Below are 19,296 nucleotides of genomic sequence, written 5' to 3'. Positions count from 1 at the left end.
TTCCAAAAGTGACCCGCTGTAAGAGCGGAACCATAGGCGGCCGTTACCTAAATAACGGATATGTACACCTATCTACCAGGCCGCAACAGTTGCATCTGCTGCCGATAATCATCCGTCACCTGCCGCGCCTGCCCACTACTGGTAATCACCTTAGGCGTAATCAAAACAATCAACTCCGTCCGATCCTTCGACTTACTGGTACTCCCAAACAACCACCGCAACCCCGGCACCCGACCCAGATACGGCACCGCACTCACACTCTCCCCGTTGTCCTGCTTGATCAACCCCCCCAGCAACACCGTCTGCCCACTCTGCACCGCCACCTGTGTCGACACCGAGCGCGTCGAAATGCGCGGATTCACCGGCGTGTCGCTATTGGCACTCTGACTCTCGGCATCACTGACCTGCTGCTGAATATCCATGTACACCAACCCACCCGGATTGATCCGCGGCACCACATCCAGAATCACCCCGGTCTGCACATACTCGACACTGCTCAAGGTGGTGTCCGCATCCCCGGTATTCACGGTGGTCTGGTTGATCGGAATGTTGTCCCCCACCTGAATCTGCGCCGGCTGGTTGTTCATCACCACAAGCGACGGCGCCGACAGCACCTGGGTGCGGCCATTGGTTTCCAGCGCATGCAACGCCACCTGCAAATTCGAACTGACAAACGAGTAGAACAACGAATCCGTCGCCCCCAACCCCGCCCCACCACCGCCCAGCGCGCCCTGGCTGCCGGAGGCATTAGCCACAGTGGTGCTGGAGGAGTTGCCCGCCAGCCGCCCCAAATACCACTGCACGCCCAGGTCCAGTTCACCGGTGAGCTTGACCTCAAGAATCCGCGTCTCGATCTGCACTTGCAGCGGCGGGTTGTCGAGGCGTTTTATCGCCGCTTCGATCTCTTTCCACTGTGCCGGACGGGTGCGCACCAGCAACTGGTTGCTGCTCTTTTGCGCGGTGATGCGGGTGCCAGCTTCGAGGGCGTTGGTGGGGGCGACTTCCTTCTCTTCCGGCTCCGGCGCTTCGGCGGCAGGTGGGTTGTTCTGCAACCCGCCGGTATTGAGTGATGACAGGGTCGTCGTGCGCAGGCCAGGCGCGACCTTCGCCGGTGTGTCGTCCTTGATCGCGCCGGTGCCGTAGATCTGCCGCAGGTATTTGGCCAGGTCGGCGGCCTTCATGTTGCGCACATCGTAGACATACATCTGCGGCTCGTTGCCGCCGCCCTCGTCGATGGTACGGATCCAGTCGCCCACTTCGCTGAGGTACTGCGGCTGGGAAGAAATCGCCACCACCGAGTTGGTCCGCTCAATCGGCAAAAAACGCAGCATGCCGGCCAGGGGCATGCCGCTGTCAGGACCGAACAGGCTTTGAAGCTGGGGCATCAACTCGGCCACGGAAGCCCGTTGCAGGCCGAAGACGCCCACCGACATGCCCTTGAGCCAGTCCACATCAAAGGTGTCGATGGTGTCCTGGTAGTTGGCCAGCTCATCCGGAGTGCCAGCCAGGCTCAACACATTGCGCGCCGGGTCCACCAGCAAGAACGCATTCTCGCGGGCGAAGGGCTTGAGCAGTTTCTGCATCTCGGTGGCAGAGATGTAGCGCAGCGCAAACAACCGCGCCGACAGGCCACTGGACGGTTGCGCCACGCTCATCTGCGGCACCAGCTTGCCCGCCACGGCCTGGCTGGCGGGCAGGATCACGTAGCGATCACCCTGTTTGATCATGGCGTTGTCGGTCCAGGACAGCAGGGTTTCGAGGATCGACAGCGCCTGTTGTTTGTCCACCGGCTTGGAGGTGGAAAAGCTCACGTTGCCTTTTACGCCCTGGGTGATGCTGTAGTTTTCGTGCAGCAGGTCGCCCATTACGCTGTTGATCACTGCCTCGATGGGTTGGTCGGCGAAGTTGAAGACGATATCGCCGCCCTCCTCTTTGGCCACCGGCTGCGCTGCCGGCGCGCGCACGAACTGCTGGTTGCCACGGATCAGTTGGCGCTGCGTTGGCGTTTTAACCGCAGGCGGTGGGCTTTCCGGCGCGGTTTGCTCGGTCGGCGGGCGTTGCGAGCCGGTGCCTTGCAGGGCTTCGTGCAGCAGATCGTCGTCCGGATCGAGGCGGTCGGGGAAGGATCCACAACCACTCAGGACAAGAGCGGTCGCCAGGCAAAACGTTGAGGTGCGCATGTCGATCAAGGGAGAGGCTCGCGGGGCAAAGTAATGGGGGGCCGGGTGGACGGCGGCGGCAGGCGCTTGGCGTAGAAGCTCAAGGTTTGCGTGCGGCCGTCCAGGCTGAATCGGGCGGATTGCGGGGTCAGGTGGTCCAGGCGCCAGCCGTTGGGCAAGGCCTGGCCGAGGCGGACCGTCAGGGCGCGGCCGTCGGCCTGCTTGAGCATGGCCATTTGCAGGTTGCCGGTGATCATGATGCCGCTGAGGGTCAGGTTGGCCAGACTGGTGACCTGGGCTTTGCCCACGACGCGATCCGGGCTGCGATCCGGGCTGAACAACGGCGCCTGCCACGTGGCGGCGAGGTGTTCCAGCGGGACGCTCGGCGCGACCTGCACCTGGGCGGTGGGATGGGCGCGCGTGGGCGCGTCAGGCAGCCATTGCGGCTCATCACCGATGCTGCTGAGGATCACCGCCATCAACACGCCCAGCAATCCCGACAAGCCGAGCAGGCCCCACTCCACGGGGCGTAACTTGCTGATCATGGGGTCACCCGCGCCGGTTGCAGGTAACCGCGTACCAATAGATGCACCACCAGCTTGCCTGCACCGCCATTGGCCGGCGCCTGTTGGCTGCGGCGGATGCGCAGTTCATCCACAAACAAGAACGGCGGTTGATACTCCAGCTCATGCAACAGCGCTTCCAGGGGTTCGATGGCGCAGTCGAGGGTCAGGCTGACCTTGACCTGGCGATACGGCTCGCCGTCGTCCTGCTCCGGCGTGATGGGCTTGCGCTGGGTCAGGCTGCAACCGCCGCCGAGGTTGGCGTGGCTGTTGATCAGGTCGGCAAGGCGCTGCATCAGGTCGGCGGCCACCACGTCGGGGTCATCCCCCGGCAACAGGCTGGTGCTGCTGGCCGGGTCCTGGCGGGCCTGCTCAAGCTGTTGGCGCAGCGCATCACGTTGACGCAACACGCTGGCATAGCGTTGCTGTTGCTCGCGCAACTGTTCGGCCTGTTCGCCCATGTCGCGCAGCGGGCCGGCGAACCAGCTGTCGACCAGCAGCCAGTAGGCCGTGCCGAGCACCAACGCCAACACCAGCAAGGCAGCACCGCGGCGTTCACGGGGTGTGAGGGGTCGGCGCATCGGCGGCCTCCTGGCGTAGGTGGGCGCGCAAGGCAAACTGGTCCTTGCCGGTGCGGGCATCGGGTTGGATCACCCCTTCGAACTGAGCGTTCTCCAAGCTGCGGCAGCCTTTGATGCGGGTGATCAATGCGCTGGCCTTGGCGCTTTGGCCAGAGAGGGAAATCTCGCCGTCTTTTACGTCCAGCTGATCCAGCCAAGTGTCGGCGGGCAGGCAAGTGGTCAGGTCATTGAGCAACGCGGCCAGGGGCGGTTGCGCCAGTTTGCGCCGGGCAAGGTACTGCGCGGCGCCACGGGTATTGAGCAGTTGCTGACGCAGGGCATGCACCTCGGCGACCTCGTCTTTCTGTTGCTGGACACTGGCATGCATGGCGTCGATGACACGTTGACGGTCGTTGAGCCACAGCAGCATCGCCGCGATCAGCAAGGCCCCGCACAACCACGGCAGGCTGCGTTGCAAACCCATGCCCGGCAGACGCTGGCGCGGGCGCAGCGGCGGGGGCAGCAGGTCGATGCCGAGGTTGGCTGCATCCACGCGATGGGGGTGCAGGCCGAGTGCAGCGCAGTCGGTGAGGATCGGGTCCAGGCGTTCGCGCAGGATCGCCACCAGTGTGACCTCAAGGTGGGTGGACGTGCGCCGTTCCTGGCGTGCGACGAAGTAGAGTTGGTCGGCCTCGAACGGGGTGTAGCGGTCCAGCTCATAACCCACTACCGCGTTGAGGTTACGCGCGGCGGCCAAAGGCAGTTGCACGTGTTGCAGCAGTACGTCATCCGCGCCAAGCATCAGCACCTGGCGCGTGCTGTCCGACGCAACCGGCGCCGCCAACGGCCAGTGGTGGATCTGCTCCGGCGGTTCTGGCCGTGCCAGCCAACTCGGCACACAGGCGCGCAACTCCGCGAGCCACAAGCGCCAACCCTGTTGCAGCAGGCTACCGCGCCAGTGTCGGGCGATGGGTTCCAGTCGATTCATTCTTGCCAACGCAACACCCGATAGGGTTGTGCGCTGTCCTCCGATGGGCTCAATAAAACAGTGACTTGCAGCCGCGCCTGATAACCACCGGGGCGCTCAGCGCGGCTGTCGACGACGAGTACTTCGCCCGGATCGGCACCTTCGGCGTTCTGGGGCGGCAGGTTAAGTGCCTTGCGCATCAGCGGGCTGGCGAAGGCGGGATCGGGGCGATCCAGGTCGCTCCACAAGGTGATCTCGGGCAGCAACTGGCTGTAGAGGGTTTGGGTCATGCCAGGCAGTTGGCGCACTTCTTCCAGCACCCGGAACGGCGCCAGGCCTTGTTGGCGGCGTGTTTGGAGAGCCTTGGACAGTTGCGTCGCCTGGGCCGGGGTGGCGCCGCAGGCCAGGGCCAGGCGGGTGAAGTCCTGCGCCTCGGCGTTGATCAGGTAGAGCTTGCTGCGCTCACTGCGCAGGCTGACGTGCAGTTGGGCATCATCAAACGTCAGGGGGATCTCGCGACCATCGGCCACCCAGCGACGGTCGGCCATGACCAGGGCGATACCGGCTTCGGCGGCCAGCACGGTTTGTGTGTGCTGGCGCAGCCACAGGGCCTGGCGGCTTTCCAGCTGCACCCAGCCGGCCAGGCCGCCGAGCAACACGCTGAGCAACGCCAGCCCCCACAGCACCAGCAGCAGGGCCGCACCGCGTTGGCGCCTCACTCTTCCACGCTCCCACTGGATAGGTTCAAGCGCAGGGCAATCACCTGGGTCACCCAGGGCACCGGGCCGTCGACGTTGGCGGCGATGCGCACGGCCGCAGGCAAACGCCTGGGCCATGGCCAGTCACTGAGCCAACCGGTGGGCTGACCCAGCGCAGACACACCGCGATAACTGAACTGCACGTCCTCAAGGTTGTTCAGCAACACCTGGGGTTCACGTTGAGAAAACCCGACCTGCAACGCCTGTTCGACCTGTTGCAGGCTGAACCGGTGGATTCCACCACCGAGCACGCCGGGCAAGGTCGAGACAAACTCCAGCCGCTGCGCCGTGCCGACAAAAAATCCATCGCCCTCGCCCACCGCCAGCGGTAACGCCTCGCTGATCGCTGTGCGTAAAAACTGTTGGGCGGCGCGCACTTCGTCCAGGCTCACGGTATAGGCCTGGGCCTTGGATACGGCACGATTGGCACCCAGCAATGCGCCCCCAACCAGCACCAGCAAAACGCCCAACAAACTGAGCACTACGAGGATTTCCAGCAAGGTAAAGCCCTGCTCGCGGCGCTTCACAGGCGCGCCTTCAAGGTGCTGAAACGGGCCTGGTGCGGGCCCTCACGGAGAACCAGGTCGAGGCGGAAAATATGGGTTTGTTGTCGGGTACTGATCAGTTGCCAGCGGATGCCGTCCAGTTCGCCCTGGCTGACGCCGTTGCTCAATCGCCCTGCTGCCTCCTGATCGAAAATCGTCAGCGCCGCATGGGTAAGCCGATCACTGTGGGCCACCTGGGACAACGAGCGCGCGCTTTGGCCGAAGGCAACCAGCAGCACCGTGCTGCACACCGCCATCAGCGTCAGTGCGGCAAGCATTTCCAGCAGCGTGAAACCGCCTTGCCGCTTCATGGCAGCGCCTTGGATTGCACGCTGCCGGTGAGCCAGCCGATATCGATGCGCCAACGCCGGGTGCCACTGGCCAATAGAAGATTGCCGCCGGTGGAGCTGCCGTCGGGATAGAACTCGACGCCAGGACCCACTTGCTCCGCAGTGTGCAGCGTCACTTGCAGCTCGGACGGCCACCGTTGCAGCGCACGTCCCGGCGCCTGGAACGTACGGCCTTGCATATCGAATGAAGTCCGTGCCGCCTGCCCGCTGACTATCGCCCCCGCCCGCGTGGTGCGCAGCGCCTCCACCATCTGCCCGACCGCGCGGCGCTCTTTCGCCGCCTGCAGGCCCTGGCGTACGCCCAGCCCCAGCAAGCTGGCGGCGAGACTGATCAACAGGATCACCACCAGCATCTCCAGCAGGGTAAAGCCGCGCTGGAACATGGCGGCGTTACTCCCAATTGCCCAGGTCGGCACTATAGCCTTCGCCGCCCGGCTGGCCATCCTGGCCGTAGAAGATCAGGTCGAAGGCGCCGTGCTCGCCGGGGAAGCGATAGCCGAAAGCATGCCCGAACGGGTCCTTGAGGTCTGACGGTTTGGCATAGCCGCCGGGTCTGTCCACCAGCTGTTGCAGGCTGGTGGGTGGCGCGCCGACGTCAAGGGCGTAGCTGTCGATCTTCATGCTCAGGCTGGCCAGTTGCGCCTTGCCCGCGCCGTACTTGCCCTTGTCCACATTGCCGCCGACCTGGCGCACGACAATGGTGGCAACGATGCCCAGCAGCACAATTACCGCGAGCATTTCCAACAGGGTGAAACCGCTTTGGCGGCGGGGTTTTCTCATGGATCAAGCTCCTTCATATATTGCTGGTCAGGCTCATCAGCGGCAGCATGATCGCCAACATGATCACCGCCACCAGCACCGCCATGACCACGGTCAGGGACGGCACCAGTGCGGCAAGCAGGCGGTCGATGCCGCGCTTGGCTTCGACGTCGAAGATGTCGGCCACCTTGAGCAGCATGCGGTCGAGTTCGCCGGCCTGTTCGCCGACTTCAATCATTTGCAGTGCCAGTTCGGGCAACAACGGCTGGCTGCCAAACGCGCTGGCGAGGGTGCCGCCGCCTTTCACCGATTCCGCCGCATGCGCCACCTGAGCCTGCAACGCGCGGTTGGTGCAGACTTGCCGCGCAATTACCAAGGCGTGCAGCAACGCCACGCCGTTGCTGAGCAGCGTGCCGAGGGTACGCGTCAGGCGTGCCGCCTCGACCCGTTGCAGCAACGGGCCGACCACGCGAATGCCGAGCAGGCGTCGATCGTATTGTTCCCGAAATGCTGGATTGCGCAGACGTACGGCCCAGCCCCCACCGCCTACGATCAGCCCGGCCAACACCACCAGGCCATAGGCGCCGAGGAACTCACCCAAGGCCAGAATCACTTCGGTGATCAACGGAATCGGCACGCCCAGGTCCTGGAAGATCGGCACGAATTGCGGCACCACATACGCCAGCAATAACGCCAGGGAACCGAGCACGCCCACCACCAGGAAGGCCGGATAAATCAGCGCATTGATCACCTCGCCGCGCAGCCGCTCACTGCGCTCCAGGTAGTCGCTGAGCTGACGCAGGGTACTTTCCAGCGCGCCACCCGCTTCACCCGCACGCACCATGCTCAGGTACAACGGTGAGAAGCTGCCGCCCTCTTGTTCCAATGCGGCGGACAGGGGTTTACCCGCCTTGACGTGATCGCGGATGCGTTCGATCAGTGCGCGCACCTGGGGTTGGCCGGGTTGCTTGAGCAGCAGCCCAAGGGAACGCTCAAGAGGCTGACCGGCACCCAGCAACGTGGCCAGTTGCTGGGTAAAACTCACCAACGCCGCGCCCTTCAACTGCCCGCGCGGGTTGCGCAGCAAGGAAGTGCCGGCCGCTTCAATCTGCAACAGCAACAAGCCGCGCTTGTGCAGGGCCGCGACGGCGGCGACTTGATCCTTGGCTTGCAGCGTACCGTTGTGCGGCACACCGTGGCTGTCCAGGGCACGGAACTTGAACAGGCTCACACGCCGTCCCCACGGGTAACGCGCAGCACTTCTTCCAACGAGGTAATACCCGCCAGCGCTTGGCGCAGTCCCTCTTCATACAGGGTGCGCAAACCGGCGCGGCGAGCCGCCTGCTCCAAGGTGGCGGCATCGGCGTGACGCATCAACAGACTGCGCAGTTCGTCGTTCATCACCAGCAGCTCGGTCAGGGCACTGCGGCCGTGATAGTCACCGCGATAGAGCAGGATCGGCCGTTGTTCGGTCAGGCGATCCAGCCCATGTTCTGCGATCAGTTCTGGCGGCGCTGCAAAGGCCACACGCGTGGCCGGGTCCAGGCGCCGCACCAGGCGCTGGGCGAGGATGCCGCTGACGGTCGAGGCGATCAGGTAGCTTTCCACCCCCATGTCCAGCAGCCGCGTGATACTCGCCGCGGCGCTGTTGGTGTGCAAGGTGGAAAGCACCAGGTGCCCGGTCAGCGACGATTGAATGGCGATGCGGCAGGTTTCCAGGTCGCGGATCTCGCCGATCATGATCACGTCCGGGTCCTGGCGCACGATGGAGCGCAGCGCCCCGGCGAAGTCCAGGCCGATGGCGGGCTTGACCTGGATCTGGTTGATGCCTTCGAGCTGGTACTCCACCGGGTCTTCCACGGTGATGATCTTGCGCTCGGCGGTGTTGAGCCGCGACAGCGCGGTGTAGAGCGTGGTGGTCTTGCCGGAACCGGTGGGCCCGGTGACCAGCAGAATGCCGTGGGGCCGCTCCAGCAGGTCGAGGAAAGTGGCCAGGCGCTGGCCGTCGAAGCCCAGGCTCGGGAAGTCGAACTGCACGGTTTGCCGGTCCAGCAGGCGCAGCACCACCGACTCGCCGAAACTGGTGGGCACCGTGGATACGCGAAGGTCGAGTTCCTTGCCCTGGATGCGCAGCATGATGCGCCCGTCCTGGGGCAGCCGACGTTCGGCGATGTCCAGCCGCGCCATGATCTTCACCCGCGAAATCACCGCCGCCGACGAACTGGCCGGCGGCGCTTCGGCATCGTGCAATACGCCGTCGATGCGGTAGCGCACCTTGAGCTGGTTTTCGAAGGGTTCGATATGGATATCCGAGGCGCGCTGTTCCACGGCGCGCTGCAGGATCAGGTTGACCAGGCGGATCACAGGCGCTTCGGAGGCCATGTCCTTGAGGTGTTCGATATCTTCCTGGGTGCCGCCCTGCTCATCGAGGTTCTCGATCAGCGTGCCCATCGCCGAACGGCCCTGGCCGTAGTAGCGCTCGATCAGGGTGTCGACTTCGTTGCGCGGGCCGATGGCCAGCCACACCGGCACCTGGCACGCATAGGCCAGGGCCTGGAACGGATACCGTTGCGCCGGGTTGGCCGCCAGCACCCGCAAGCCGTTGTGGTGCCAACCCATGGGCACCACTTGATAGTGACGCATGAAGCGTTCGGTCAGTGCAGGCAAGGGATCGAGCAACGGCGGCGCCGCGTCGGCCAGCAACAGCGGCGCACCGAGCAACGCCGCCCAGGCACGCGCCAGTTCAACTTCGGAGACCAGGCCCAGGCGCGTCAGCAGGCTCAGCAGGTCGTCCGTGGACAGGCGTCGAGCGCGCTCCAGGTCCACCGTTTTCAGCCCGGCATGCTGCATCAGCCACGCGCACACCTGTTCGGGGTGCGGGATCTGCATCTGGCAGGCATCGATAGGCGCTGACGACATAATGTTCAGGTATCTAGTGTTGCGAGAAAGTATGGCTATTTGAAACTACGGAAACATGCCATTAGTTAGCCATAACTCTGTATAGAGTAAGCCGGGGTTATCGACTGGAAGTTATAGACCTAGTTCCGGAAGGAGGGGAATAAAATAAACATAATCACCAAGACCCTTACGCCAGAGCCTTGGCAGCCAATAGCCATCACTCCACTAGTTGCAATTAGCCACTTAGGCGCTTTCACGCGCAATCAAACGGCACTCCAATAAATTCAAACGCGTTACTTCATCTTCTACAGGCAGCACCCCCAAACTTTCAAGCACACGCGTGGCGGCCAATACACCTATTTCCAATGCGGGCGGTTTGATCGTGCTCAGGCTCGGCAGCAGCATTTCGGCGAACGGGTAATCGCCGAAACCGAGCACCGCGCACGCCTCAGGAATCTTCAGTCCGGCCCGCTGCCCAGCCAGCAAACCACCGGCCGCCAGGTTGTCATTGGCGAAGAAGATCGCATCTGGCGGCGTAGCATGGCTCATCAATGCTTCCATGGCCTGTTTGCCCGCTTCGAAGGGTGCGCGATCCGCGTCGGGAGCGAAGACCCAGGGCTGCACACCCAACGCGATCAAGGTCGCGGCGAAACCCTCACCCCGCTCCATGGCGCTGAAATCCCCGGCTGCACTGTTCTGCACGAACGCCATGCGCCGATAGCCTTGACCATGCAGGTAACGCGCGGCGGTGACGCCCACTTCGAAGTGGGAAAACCCGATTTGCAACGGTGCGCGTTCGGGCACGTAGTCCCAGGTTTCTACCACCGGGATATCCACGTCGGCGATCATCTTTTCAGTCGCCGCGCTGTGGAAGCGGCTGGTCAATACCAGCGCCGCTGGCGACCAGCCAAGGAACGCACGCACTGCGCTCTCTTCCTGCTCGGCGCTGAAGTAACTGGACGCCAGCAACAGTTGATAGCCATGCCGGCTGAGGGTATCGCTGAAGCCCTGGAGGGTATTGGCAAAGATCGGCCCCGAGATGTTCGGGATCACCATCGCCACGATGCGCCCACGTGCCGAGGCCAGCCCGCCGGCCACCAGGTTGGGCACATAACCCAGCTCGGCCACCACCTCGGCGATGCGCTCGCGGCGCTCGGGCGACACCTGCTCCGGCTGGTTGAAGTAACGCGACACGGTAATTGCCGACACGCCGGCCTGGCGGGCCACGGTGTTCAAGGTGACACGCCCGGCGCCACGGCGTTTGCGCGGTTTGTCTTCGCTCACGGGATGATCCTATTAAAAACCAAAAAGAATATAGGACTAATTTTTCAGTATTTGACGTTCTAAACCAGACCTACCAATAATGCCGATGTTAGCGCTAACAAGGCGCGTTGTCTGCTACTCGCTCGAGCGAATGCCCAAGACATTTCACAGGCGCTGACGGTCGCAAGAACCGCAGCGGTTCAGGGCATTCTTTTCGAGCGGGCACAGCATGCACAACTTCCAACGCAACACTTTCCTGATCCTGGCCGGGTTGACCGCCCTGCCCGCCCCCGGCGCCTTTGCGGCCGATGCGCAGGAGCCGACACTGAAATCCGTGACCGTCACCGCCACGCGCCGTGAAGAATCGCTGCAAAAAGTCCCGGTGGCCGTCTCGGTCCTCGATGGCGAACAGCTGGAGCGCGACAACCGCAACGGCGTGGCGAGCATCGCGCAGCAGGTGCCGTCGCTGAACTTCCGCACCGGCGCCTCGAACAAGGACACCTCGTTGTTCGTGCGCGGCGTGGGCACCATTTCCACCTCCCCCGGCGTCGAGCCGACGGTGGCCACGGTGATCGACGGTGTGGTCTATGCCCGCCCCGGCCAAGCCACCCTCGACCTGCTCGACCTGGAACGCATCGAGGTACTGCGCGGCCCCCAAGGTACGCTGTTCGGCAAGAACGCCTCGGCCGGCGTGCTGAACATCACCAGCAAGGCGCCCACTGCTGAAACCCACGGCTATATCGACCAATCCTTCTACAGCGGCAACGAAAGCCGCACCCGGTTCGGCATCGGCGGCAGCCTGGTGCCGGATGTGCTCAAGGGTTCGATCAGTACGCTGTTCGGCAGCTACGACGGCAATGTCGACAACCAGCACAATGGCCAGGAGGTCAACGGTTACAACCACAAGGGCATTCGCGGCAAGTTGGAATTCACCCCCAACGACGACCTGAAACTGACCCTGATCGCCGACTACATGCAGTCCCACGACGACGCGCCGAATGGCGTGGTCAGCAAGTCCCTGACCCCGGCGTTCGCCAACGCATTGAGCCCGGTGCGGGCCTCCAGCGACAACCGCGACATCAACACCGACACCCGCAGCCACGTGCAAGACACCAACAAAGGCTTGTCCGCCCAGCTGGACTGGAACCTCGGCGACTACACCCTGACCTCGATCACCGCCTGGCGCGGCTGGGACAACACCCAATACCAGGACGGCGACCGCCTTGGCACGGTGACCGCCGCGTTTCCCGGTACCGCCGACAAAGGCCAGTTGGAGTTCAACCAGTACTCCCAGGAACTGCGCCTGGCCTCGCCCAAAGGTGAGTTCCTGGAGTATGTCGGCGGCCTGTTCTACATGCATGGCAAGGATGAAGAAACCTACCAGCGCACCCTCACCACCACCACGCGCACCGACCGTGGCATCGCCGACTACAGCACCACCAACGACAGCTACGCGGTGTTCGGCGAGACCACGCTGAACTTCACCTCGCGCTTTCGTGGCATCGCCGGCCTGCGCTACACCCACGATGACCTGAAGTACGATCACCGCCGTGTCTCCACTTCGGCCACCACGGTCAGCGGGATTCAGCCGGCCACGTCCAGTTCCGGGTCGGTGGACGAAGACGGTTGGTCCGGGCGCCTGGGTGTGCAGTACGACATCAGCGACAGCGTCACCAGCTACCTCACCTATTCGCGCGGCTACAAAGGCCCGGCGTACAACGTGTTCTTCAATATGCAACCGCGTGACACCGACGCGCTCAAGCCGGAAACCTCCAACACCTGGGAAGCCGGGATCAAGGCCACCGCCTGGAACAACCGCCTGACCACCAACCTGGCGGTGTTCCACAGCGACTATGACAACTACCAGGCCAACTTTTTCGACACGGTCGCCGGGCAAGTGGTGACGCGCCTGATCAACGCTGGCAGCGTCAGCACCGAAGGCGTCGAGCTGGATTACGCCTTGCAGGCCACCCAGCAACTCAAGCTGTCCGGTGCCCTGGCCTACACCCGCGCGCGCATCGACGAATTCGCCTGCCCGGCCGGTGCCGCCGCGACCTGCAACGTGAATGGCAAGCCGCTGCCCTTCAGCCCGGACTGGAAAAGCTACGTGCGCGCCGACTACAGCATCCCGCTGGATAACGGCCTGGACATCGAACTGGGCACCGACTACAGCTGGCAGAGCGAAGTGCAGTACGACATCAGCCAGAACCTTGACACCAAACAAGGTGCCTACGGCATCTGGAACGCCAGCGTGGCCCTGGCCGACTACAGCAATGGCTGGCGCGTCGCATTCTTGGCGAAGAACCTCGCCGACAAATCCTACTCACCGCTGCTGGCCAGCGGCGGCAACTACATCTACCGCGCCGTGCCCCGTGACGACGAACGTTACTTCGGCGTGCAACTGCGCAAGGATTTCTAAGCATGAGCCGTCAACTCAAACTCGGCGCCTTTCTCATGGCCACCGGGCACCACGTCGCCGCCTGGCGCCACCCGGACGTGCCGGCCAATGCCGGGCTGGATTTTGCCCAGTACAAGCACCTGGCGCGGGTGGCTGAAGCGGCCAGGTTCGATGCGCTGTTCGTGGCCGATAGCATTGCGGCAGCCACGGGTGAAATCGCCAGCCATATGGCGCGTTCGGATCACTTCGAACCACTGACCTTGCTCTCGGCGCTGAGTGCGGTGACGGACCACATCGGCCTGATCGCCACGGCGACCACCACCTATAACGAGCCCTACCACGTGGCGCGCAAATTCGCCTCGCTGGATCACCTGTCCGGCGGCCGTGCCGGTTGGAACCTGGTCACCTCGGATGCCGCCGCTGAAGCGCAGAATTTCGGCCGCGATGAACACCTCGGCCATGCTGAGCGCTACAGCCGCGCCAGGGAGTTTCATCAGGTCGTGACCGGGTTGTGGGACAGCTGGGAAGACGATGCCTTCGTGCGAAACAAGGCCAGCGGCACCTACTACGACCCGGCGAAACGGCATGTGCTGGACCATGTCGGCGAACACTTTCGCGTCAAAGGCCCGCTGAACGTGGCGCGCTCGCCGCAGGGCCAGCCGGTGATCGTGCAGGCGGGCTCATCGGAAACCGGCCGTGAACTGGCCGCGCAAACCGCCGAGGTGGTGTTTACCGCGCAAACGTCGCTGGAGAACGCCCAGGCGTTTTATGCGGATCTCAAGGGGCGCCTTGAAAGATACGGGCGTGAGCCGGATTCGCTGAAAATCATGCCGGGGGTGTTCGTAGTGGTCGGCCAGACCGAGGCCGAAGCCCTGGCGAAATTCGAGGCGTTCCAGGACCTGGTCGAGCCGCAAGTGGGCGTCGCCTTGCTGGGGCGCATGCTGGGTAATTTCGACTTGTCCGGCTATCCGTTGGACGGGCCGTTGCCGGAGTTGCCGCTGACCGACAGCGGGCAACGCAGCCGTCAGCAATTGCTGAGTGACCTGGCCCACCGCGAACACCTGACCCTCGCCCAGTTGGGCCGACGGATTGCCGGCGGGCGCGGGCATTACAGCCTGATCGGCACGCCCGCGCAGATCGCCGATGAGTTGCAACGCTGGTTCGAAAACGGCGCCGCCGATGGTTTCAACATCCTGGTGCCGCACCTGCCGGGCGGGCTGGAGGATTTCGCCCAAGGGGTGGTGCCGGAGCTGCAACGGCGCGGCCTGTTCCGTACCGAATACAGCGGCACTACTTTGCGTGAAAACCTTGGTTTGGCACGCCCCGAAAACCGCTTCAAAAAGGATGATGCATGAAGATTCCGGCGCTGTTACTCGCCCTGCTGGCCGTCACTCAAACCGCACTGGCGGCCGACCCCACCACCTTGCGCATCGGCTACCAGAAAGGCTCCATCGCCCTGGTACTCGCCAAGGAACATGGCCTGCTGGAAAAACGCTTCCCGCAGACCGCCGTGAAGTGGATCGAATTCCCCGCCGGCCCGCAGATGCTGGAAGCACTGAACGTTGGCGCACTGGACGTGGGCTCGACCGGCGACATCCCGCCACTGTTCGCCCAGGCGGCGGGGGCGGACCTGGTCTACATCGGCGCTGAACCGCCCAAGCCCAGCGCCGAAACCATCCTGGTGCGCAACGATAGCCCATTGCATTCAGTCGCGGACCTGAAGGGCAAGAAAGTCGCCTTCCAGAAGGGTTCCAGCTCCCACAATCTGATCCTGCGCGCCCTGAACAAGACCGGGCTGAGCTACAAGGACATCCAGCCGGTGTACCTGCCACCTGCCGACGCGCGCGCCGCGTTCGAACAAGGCAGCGTGGATGCCTGGGCCATTTGGGAGCCCTATTCATCCTTGGCATTGAGCCAGAGCCCCAGCCATGTGCTGGCCAATGGTGAAGGCCTCGGATTATCGGGGCCGGTGTATACCGCGCGGCGCGACTATGCGAAGGCCAACGGGCTGTTTGTGCATGACCTGCTCGATGAACTCAGCGCTGCCGAAGCGCTCACCCGCAGCCAGCGTGAAGACAGTTTGAAGGTGCTGACCGGCTTTATGGGACTGCCGGCGGAGGTGATTGCGCGTTACATGGATAACCGCCCTCCTTCGCCGATCTTGCCGATTGACGACACGATCATCGCGGCGCAGCAGGCGACGGCGGATCTGTTTTATCAGAACCGCCTGTTGCCCAAGGCAATCGACGTGAAGAAAGCCCTGGAAATCAACTGAACTCCCACATTTGACCCGCGTCAGGCTTGAGGGCGGATGCTTTTTTCCACCACGCACATCGGTGTGCCGGACACCGGTTCATTGATGATCTGCACCTGCACATCAAACACCTGGCGCATCAACTCGGCACTGATCACCGCCCCCGGCGCACCATCCGCCACCAACTGGCCGCCGTGCATCACCGCCAAATGGTCGGCATACCGACAAGCCTGGTTGATGTCGTGCAGCACCGTGATCACGGTCTTGCCTTCAGCGGCCAGTTCGCCCATCAAGTCCATGAGTTCGACTTGATGGCTGATGTCGAGGTAGGTGGTGGGTTCATCCAGTAACACCACCGGCGCATTCTGCGCCAACACCATCGCCAGCCAGGCGCGTTGACGCTGGCCGCCGGACAGATCGGCCAGAGCGCGATCAGCCAACACGTCCAGTTCCAGACGCTGCATGGCTTGGGTCACGTGAGTTTGATCACTGCCGCTTAAACGCCCCCACAGCGAGTTATGCGGGCTGCGGCCATAGGCGACCAACTGGCGCACGCTGACGCCCTCGGGCACCGGCAGCACCTGCGGCAGGAACGCGATCTGCCGCGCCAACTCGCGGGCAGACAGGCTGGCGTAGGCCTGGCCATCCAGGGTCAGTTCGCCCTGGGTCGGCTTGAGGATGCGCGCGAAGGCCTTGAGCAGGGTCGACTTGCCGCAGCCATTGGGACCGATCAAGGCGGTGACCTTTCCGGTCGGCGGCGCAAAGGACAGGCCTTGCACGATGCGCGTGGTGCCGTAGCCGATATCCAGCTCGCGTGCGTGAAGAATACTCATGTGATCAGCCCTTGAACCGTGCCAGCAACCAAAGAAAATACGGTGCGCCAATCACCGCCGTGAGCACCCCGGCGGGGATTTCGCTGGGCGCGATCAACGTGCGCCCCAACGTGTCGGCCAGCACCAGCAGCAACGCACCGATCAGCATCGCCGCCGGCAGCAGGTATTGGTGATGCCCCCCCACCAAGCGCCGCGCCATGTGCGGCGCGACCAGGCCGATAAAACCGATCGGCCCGATCACACCTACGCCCAGGCTGGTCAGCAGCACCGCGCAGGCCATCGCCAACCAGCGTGTGCGACTGAGTGGCGTGCCAAGGCTGTGGGCGGCTTCATCGCCGAGGGCGATCAGGTTCAGCGGCTTGGCCAGGCACAGCCCCAACGGGATCAGCACCAGGAACGGCAACACCAGTGCCACATGGTGCCAATTGCGGCTCCACAGGCTACCGGTGAGGGCGAGCAACGCGGTGTTGATATCCAGCGGATGGGACAGGATGAGAAACTCGGTAACACTGGACAAAGTCACCGCAATCGCCACCCCGGACAGGGCAAACCGCACCCCGGAAAAACTCACCCCGGTGTTGTACAGCGCCAGCAGCAACGCGCCGCCCGCCCCACCCAAGCAAGCTACCAGCGGCAGCCACGCAATCGGCAAATGCGGCCAACTGATGATCGCCACGGTCAGCGCCAGCCCGGCGCCTTGGGTCACACCGAGGATTTCCGGCGAGGCCAGCGGGTTGCGGATCACACCCTGCACAATCGCCCCGGCCAGGCCGAAGGCTGCACCGGCAAGGGTCGCGATCAAGCTGCGTGGCAGGCGGTGGTTCCAGACTTCGAAGTCGAGGGCGTCGTGGGCCAGCAGGCGCTCCAGCACGGTGTCAGGCGTGAGCCACACGGTGCCGGCACTGAGGCTGATCAACGTCGCCAGCAGCAACAAGCCGAGCAGCAGCCATAGGCGCAAGGGTGGCCGGGTCATAGGGCGCGCCTGGCAAGAAAGAGGAAAAATGGCGCGCCGATCAGCGCGGTGACCACACCCGCCGGGGTCTCCACCGGAAACGCCACGGCGCGGCTGAGCAGGTCGGCGCCCAGCACGATCACCGCACCCAACGCGGCGCTCAGCGGGATCAGCCAGCGGTAGTCATTCCCGAGGAACTGGCGAAGGATATTCGGCGCGATCAGCCCGACAAACCCGATCGGCCCCACCGCGCAGACGCTCGCGCCGACCAGCAACAGGCTGGCGATGAACACCTGCAAGCGCAGGCTGGCAATGCCCACGCCCAGGGAGCGCGCGGCGTCTTCGCCAAGGTTGATCAGGTTCAGGCGCGGCGCGCACCACAGCGCCCACAGGCCGCCGATCAAGGTGCACGGCCACAGCAGTTGCACCTGCGCGGCGCCGACATTGGCCAGAGAACCGGCCAGCCAATTGAGCACGCTTTGCGCCTGGGCCTCGACCAGGATCACCGTGAGTCGGGTCAATGCCGCGCACAACGCCGCCACGGCCACACCGGCCAGTACCAGTCGCCCCTGAGCTGTGGTCGGTGACCAGGCGCCGCCGAGGCTGAATACCGTGACCCAGGCCAACGCGCCGCCCAGGCACGTCATCAACAACGCACCACCGGCAAACGGCGGCGCGACCAACCCGGTGGAAAACAGCGCCAAGCCCAGCGCCGCCCCGGCTGTCACACCAAACAAGGACGGCGAGGCCAGGCGGTTGCGGGTAATGCCCTGCATCAACGCACCGGCCAAGCCCAGGCAGGCGCCGACCAACGCGGCACACAGCGCCCGTGGCACGCGCAACTGCGCGACGATGTAGGCCATATTGCCGCCCACGCTACCCTGGTGAACCAGGCCATTCCACGCATCCGTCGCCGTGATCGTGAACGGCGACCAGCTGTACAGCGACAACCAGAACAACCCGGCGCCCAGCAGCACAATGCCGGCCGCCGCGAGACTTCGCCCCATGCTTATTGGCTCAGTACGGCTTTACCGCCCTTGAGGATCGCCAGCGCGTCTTCGGCGATCTGTTCCGAGGCCAGCACACCGCGATTGCGCGCCCAGCTGTCGCCGTCCACTTGCGCAACCTGTTTATTACGTACCGCGCCCAGCACTTGCCACAGCGGCTGCTTGCTCCAGGCTGACAAACTCGGTGGGCGCAGCGTTGGCGCGCACCGAGGGCACTTTCAAGCCGATGGCTTGCAACACGCTGCCGGCGTAGGAGTCCGGGCCGTGCACGGAGAAGCTGTCTTCACGGGCGACACCAAACAACACGCTGGCGCCGGCCGGGATCTGTTGCGCGATGGCCTTGAGGTTCTCGCGGTTCTTCTGGATTCGCGCTTCCATCTGTTCGCTCTTGCCCAGTGCCTTGCCGATCAGTTCGGCGGATTTCAGGCTGCCCTGGTAATCCTCGCCGCGCGACGGCAGCAACAGGGTCGGCGCGATGCTCGCCAGGTCGTTGTACAACGCCTGGTGACGGTTGAGGTCGGCGACGATCAGGTCGGGCTTGAGCCGGGCGATTTCCTCGATGCTCGGCTGCGAGCGCAGGCCCACGGACTTCCACTGGCCGATGGCCTGGCGCACACGGGGCAACACGCGGTTGGCATCGCCATCATCGGCGGCGCCGACGGGCGTTACGTCAACGGCGGCCAGGCTGTCGAGAAAGGAGAATTCCAGCACCACCACACGCTTGGGCGCATCGGGCAGATGCACGGCGTGCTGGCCGTCGTTGAGGTCGATGGGGGCGGCGCTCAGCAGGCTTGAAGACAACGCCAGGACGCAGGCGGCAAGGGTGGGGATGGAGCGCAGCATTCGCATGACAAGGACCTCGGCGTTAAAACACCCCGGCTAGACAGGCTGGGGAAAACGGCGGGTACTATTCCATATTGGGGCGGCGTGATCAAAAAACATTCTCATTTATACCCTGCCCGCCCCTGTGGACACGGGATTGCTGTGGATGCTGGCGTGTTGTGGTGGCTGGCTTGTTGTGGTGAGCGGG

General features: G+C 63.8%; 18 protein-coding genes and 1 pseudogene. 3 read left to right on the top strand and 16 right to left on the bottom strand.

The features are described from left to right. Window positions 1-68: 68 nt before the first annotated feature. The 12 genes from gspD to HX823_RS30335 form a co-directional block, all read right to left on the bottom strand. Window positions 69-2,180: a type II secretion system secretin GspD gene (gspD, locus tag HX823_RS30390; RefSeq protein ID WP_177078309.1), complete on the bottom strand. Its 2,112-nt coding sequence runs from the start codon at window positions 2,178-2,180 to the stop codon at window positions 69-71. Between the two features lie 5 nt (window positions 2,181-2,185). Continuing rightward, a complete protein-coding gene (locus HX823_RS30385) occupies window positions 2,186-2,704 on the bottom strand; it encodes a general secretion pathway protein GspN (protein WP_177078307.1) in 519 nt (172 codons plus the stop codon). Continuing rightward, window positions 2,701-3,303: a type II secretion system protein GspM gene (gene gspM / locus HX823_RS30380; RefSeq protein WP_177078305.1), complete on the bottom strand. Its 603-nt coding sequence runs from the start codon at window positions 3,301-3,303 to the stop codon at window positions 2,701-2,703. Before gspM ends, HX823_RS30385 begins: the two co-directional genes overlap by 4 nt. Next, window positions 3,278-4,270, bottom strand: coding sequence for a PilN domain-containing protein (locus tag HX823_RS30375; RefSeq protein ID WP_177078303.1), 993 nt, complete (start codon window positions 4,268-4,270; stop codon window positions 3,278-3,280). Before HX823_RS30375 ends, gspM begins: the two co-directional genes overlap by 26 nt. Continuing rightward, window positions 4,267-4,968 (bottom strand): general secretion pathway protein GspK, encoded by a 702-nt coding sequence (locus HX823_RS30370; protein ID WP_177078301.1) that lies wholly within the window; start codon window positions 4,966-4,968, stop codon window positions 4,267-4,269. Before HX823_RS30370 ends, HX823_RS30375 begins: the two co-directional genes overlap by 4 nt. Next, on the bottom strand, window positions 4,965-5,534 hold the full coding sequence (locus HX823_RS30365; protein WP_038845696.1) for a prepilin-type N-terminal cleavage/methylation domain-containing protein: 570 nt from the start codon (window positions 5,532-5,534) through the stop codon (window positions 4,965-4,967). The genes HX823_RS30370 and HX823_RS30365 overlap by 4 nt, the downstream gene beginning before the upstream one ends. Next, a complete protein-coding gene (locus HX823_RS30360; RefSeq protein ID WP_177078299.1) occupies window positions 5,531-5,863 on the bottom strand; it encodes a type II secretion system protein in 333 nt (110 codons plus the stop codon). The genes HX823_RS30365 and HX823_RS30360 overlap by 4 nt, the downstream gene beginning before the upstream one ends. Beyond that, entirely contained in the window at window positions 5,860-6,285 is a 426-nt protein-coding gene (locus HX823_RS30355; protein ID WP_177078297.1) for a GspH/FimT family pseudopilin, read from the bottom strand. Before HX823_RS30355 ends, HX823_RS30360 begins: the two co-directional genes overlap by 4 nt. A gap of 7 nt (window positions 6,286-6,292) precedes the next feature. Continuing rightward, window positions 6,293-6,682, bottom strand: a complete 390-nt coding sequence (locus tag HX823_RS30350) for a type II secretion system protein GspG (RefSeq protein ID WP_016978124.1) — start codon at window positions 6,680-6,682, stop codon at window positions 6,293-6,295. A 13-nt stretch (window positions 6,683-6,695) separates the two neighbouring features. Beyond that, entirely contained in the window at window positions 6,696-7,892 is a 1,197-nt protein-coding gene (gene gspF, locus HX823_RS30345) for a type II secretion system inner membrane protein GspF (protein WP_177078295.1), read from the bottom strand. Continuing rightward, the gene (gene gspE, locus HX823_RS30340) at window positions 7,889-9,550 is read right to left on the bottom strand and encodes a type II secretion system ATPase GspE (RefSeq protein WP_177078311.1); all 1,662 of its coding nucleotides are present in this window, start codon (window positions 9,548-9,550) and stop codon (window positions 7,889-7,891) included. The genes gspF and gspE overlap by 4 nt, the downstream gene beginning before the upstream one ends. A gap of 252 nt (window positions 9,551-9,802) precedes the next feature. Next, the gene (locus HX823_RS30335) at window positions 9,803-10,843 is read right to left on the bottom strand and encodes a LacI family DNA-binding transcriptional regulator (protein WP_177078293.1); all 1,041 of its coding nucleotides are present in this window, start codon (window positions 10,841-10,843) and stop codon (window positions 9,803-9,805) included. A 208-nt stretch (window positions 10,844-11,051) separates the two neighbouring features. On the opposite strand from HX823_RS30335, the gene HX823_RS30330 reads away from it, so the two are divergent. From HX823_RS30330 to HX823_RS30320, 3 genes are read left to right on the top strand one after another with little or no spacing between them, the layout of a single operon-like run. Next, the gene (locus HX823_RS30330; protein WP_177078291.1) at window positions 11,052-13,241 is read left to right on the top strand and encodes a TonB-dependent receptor; all 2,190 of its coding nucleotides are present in this window, start codon (window positions 11,052-11,054) and stop codon (window positions 13,239-13,241) included. Between the two features lie 2 nt (window positions 13,242-13,243). Next, the gene (locus HX823_RS30325; protein WP_177078289.1) at window positions 13,244-14,575 is read left to right on the top strand and encodes an LLM class flavin-dependent oxidoreductase; all 1,332 of its coding nucleotides are present in this window, start codon (window positions 13,244-13,246) and stop codon (window positions 14,573-14,575) included. After that, window positions 14,572-15,495 (top strand): sulfonate ABC transporter substrate-binding protein, encoded by a 924-nt coding sequence (locus tag HX823_RS30320; RefSeq protein WP_177078286.1) that lies wholly within the window; start codon window positions 14,572-14,574, stop codon window positions 15,493-15,495. Before HX823_RS30325 ends, HX823_RS30320 begins: the two co-directional genes overlap by 4 nt. 20 nt (window positions 15,496-15,515) lie before the next feature. On the opposite strand, the gene fecE is transcribed toward HX823_RS30320, so the two are convergent. From fecE to HX823_RS30300, 4 genes and pseudogenes are all read right to left on the bottom strand, one after another. Next, window positions 15,516-16,307: a Fe(3+) dicitrate ABC transporter ATP-binding protein FecE gene (gene fecE, locus HX823_RS30315; protein WP_177078284.1), complete on the bottom strand. Its 792-nt coding sequence runs from the start codon at window positions 16,305-16,307 to the stop codon at window positions 15,516-15,518. Between the two features lie 4 nt (window positions 16,308-16,311). Beyond that, entirely contained in the window at window positions 16,312-17,280 is a 969-nt protein-coding gene (locus HX823_RS30310) for an iron chelate uptake ABC transporter family permease subunit (RefSeq protein WP_177078282.1), read from the bottom strand. Further along, window positions 17,277-18,266: an iron-dicitrate ABC transporter permease FecC gene (fecC, locus tag HX823_RS30305; protein WP_033901709.1), complete on the bottom strand. Its 990-nt coding sequence runs from the start codon at window positions 18,264-18,266 to the stop codon at window positions 17,277-17,279. The genes HX823_RS30310 and fecC overlap by 4 nt, the downstream gene beginning before the upstream one ends. A 2-nt stretch (window positions 18,267-18,268) precedes the next feature. After that, window positions 18,269-19,115, bottom strand: a pseudogene (locus tag HX823_RS30300) (Fe(3+) dicitrate ABC transporter substrate-binding protein). Between the last annotated feature and the right edge of the window lie 181 nt (window positions 19,116-19,296).

Source organism: Pseudomonas sp. P7759, from assembly GCF_013386445.1.
GTDB classification, from domain to species: Bacteria; Pseudomonadota; Gammaproteobacteria; order Pseudomonadales; family Pseudomonadaceae; genus Aquipseudomonas; species Aquipseudomonas azotoformans_A.
This window is presented reverse-complemented; position numbering and strand designations above follow the sequence as displayed.

Coding starts and splice junctions, on each gene's coding strand:
- HX823_RS30325 (WP_177078289.1), top strand. CDS start 13,244: ATGAGCCGTCAACTCAAACTCGGCGCCTTTCTCATGGCCACCGGGCAC.
- HX823_RS30310 (WP_177078282.1), bottom strand. CDS start 17,280: ATGACCCGGCCACCCTTGCGCCTATGGCTGCTGCTCGGCTTGTTGCTG.
- HX823_RS30360 (WP_177078299.1), bottom strand. CDS start 5,863: ATGAAGCGGCAAGGCGGTTTCACGCTGCTGGAAATGCTTGCCGCACTG.
- HX823_RS30355 (WP_177078297.1), bottom strand. CDS start 6,285: ATGTTCCAGCGCGGCTTTACCCTGCTGGAGATGCTGGTGGTGATCCTG.
- gspD (WP_177078309.1), bottom strand. CDS start 2,180: ATGCGCACCTCAACGTTTTGCCTGGCGACCGCTCTTGTCCTGAGTGGT.
- gspM (WP_177078305.1), bottom strand. CDS start 3,303: ATGCGCCGACCCCTCACACCCCGTGAACGCCGCGGTGCTGCCTTGCTG.
- HX823_RS30385 (WP_177078307.1), bottom strand. CDS start 2,704: ATGATCAGCAAGTTACGCCCCGTGGAGTGGGGCCTGCTCGGCTTGTCG.
- fecE (WP_177078284.1), bottom strand. CDS start 16,307: ATGAGTATTCTTCACGCACGCGAGCTGGATATCGGCTACGGCACCACG.
- HX823_RS30350 (WP_016978124.1), bottom strand. CDS start 6,682: ATGAGAAAACCCCGCCGCCAAAGCGGTTTCACCCTGTTGGAAATGCTC.
- HX823_RS30320 (WP_177078286.1), top strand. CDS start 14,572: ATGAAGATTCCGGCGCTGTTACTCGCCCTGCTGGCCGTCACTCAAACC.
- HX823_RS30375 (WP_177078303.1), bottom strand. CDS start 4,270: ATGAATCGACTGGAACCCATCGCCCGACACTGGCGCGGTAGCCTGCTG.
- gspE (WP_177078311.1), bottom strand. CDS start 9,550: ATGCAGATCCCGCACCCCGAACAGGTGTGCGCGTGGCTGATGCAGCAT.
- HX823_RS30330 (WP_177078291.1), top strand. CDS start 11,052: ATGCACAACTTCCAACGCAACACTTTCCTGATCCTGGCCGGGTTGACC.
- fecC (WP_033901709.1), bottom strand. CDS start 18,266: ATGGGGCGAAGTCTCGCGGCGGCCGGCATTGTGCTGCTGGGCGCCGGG.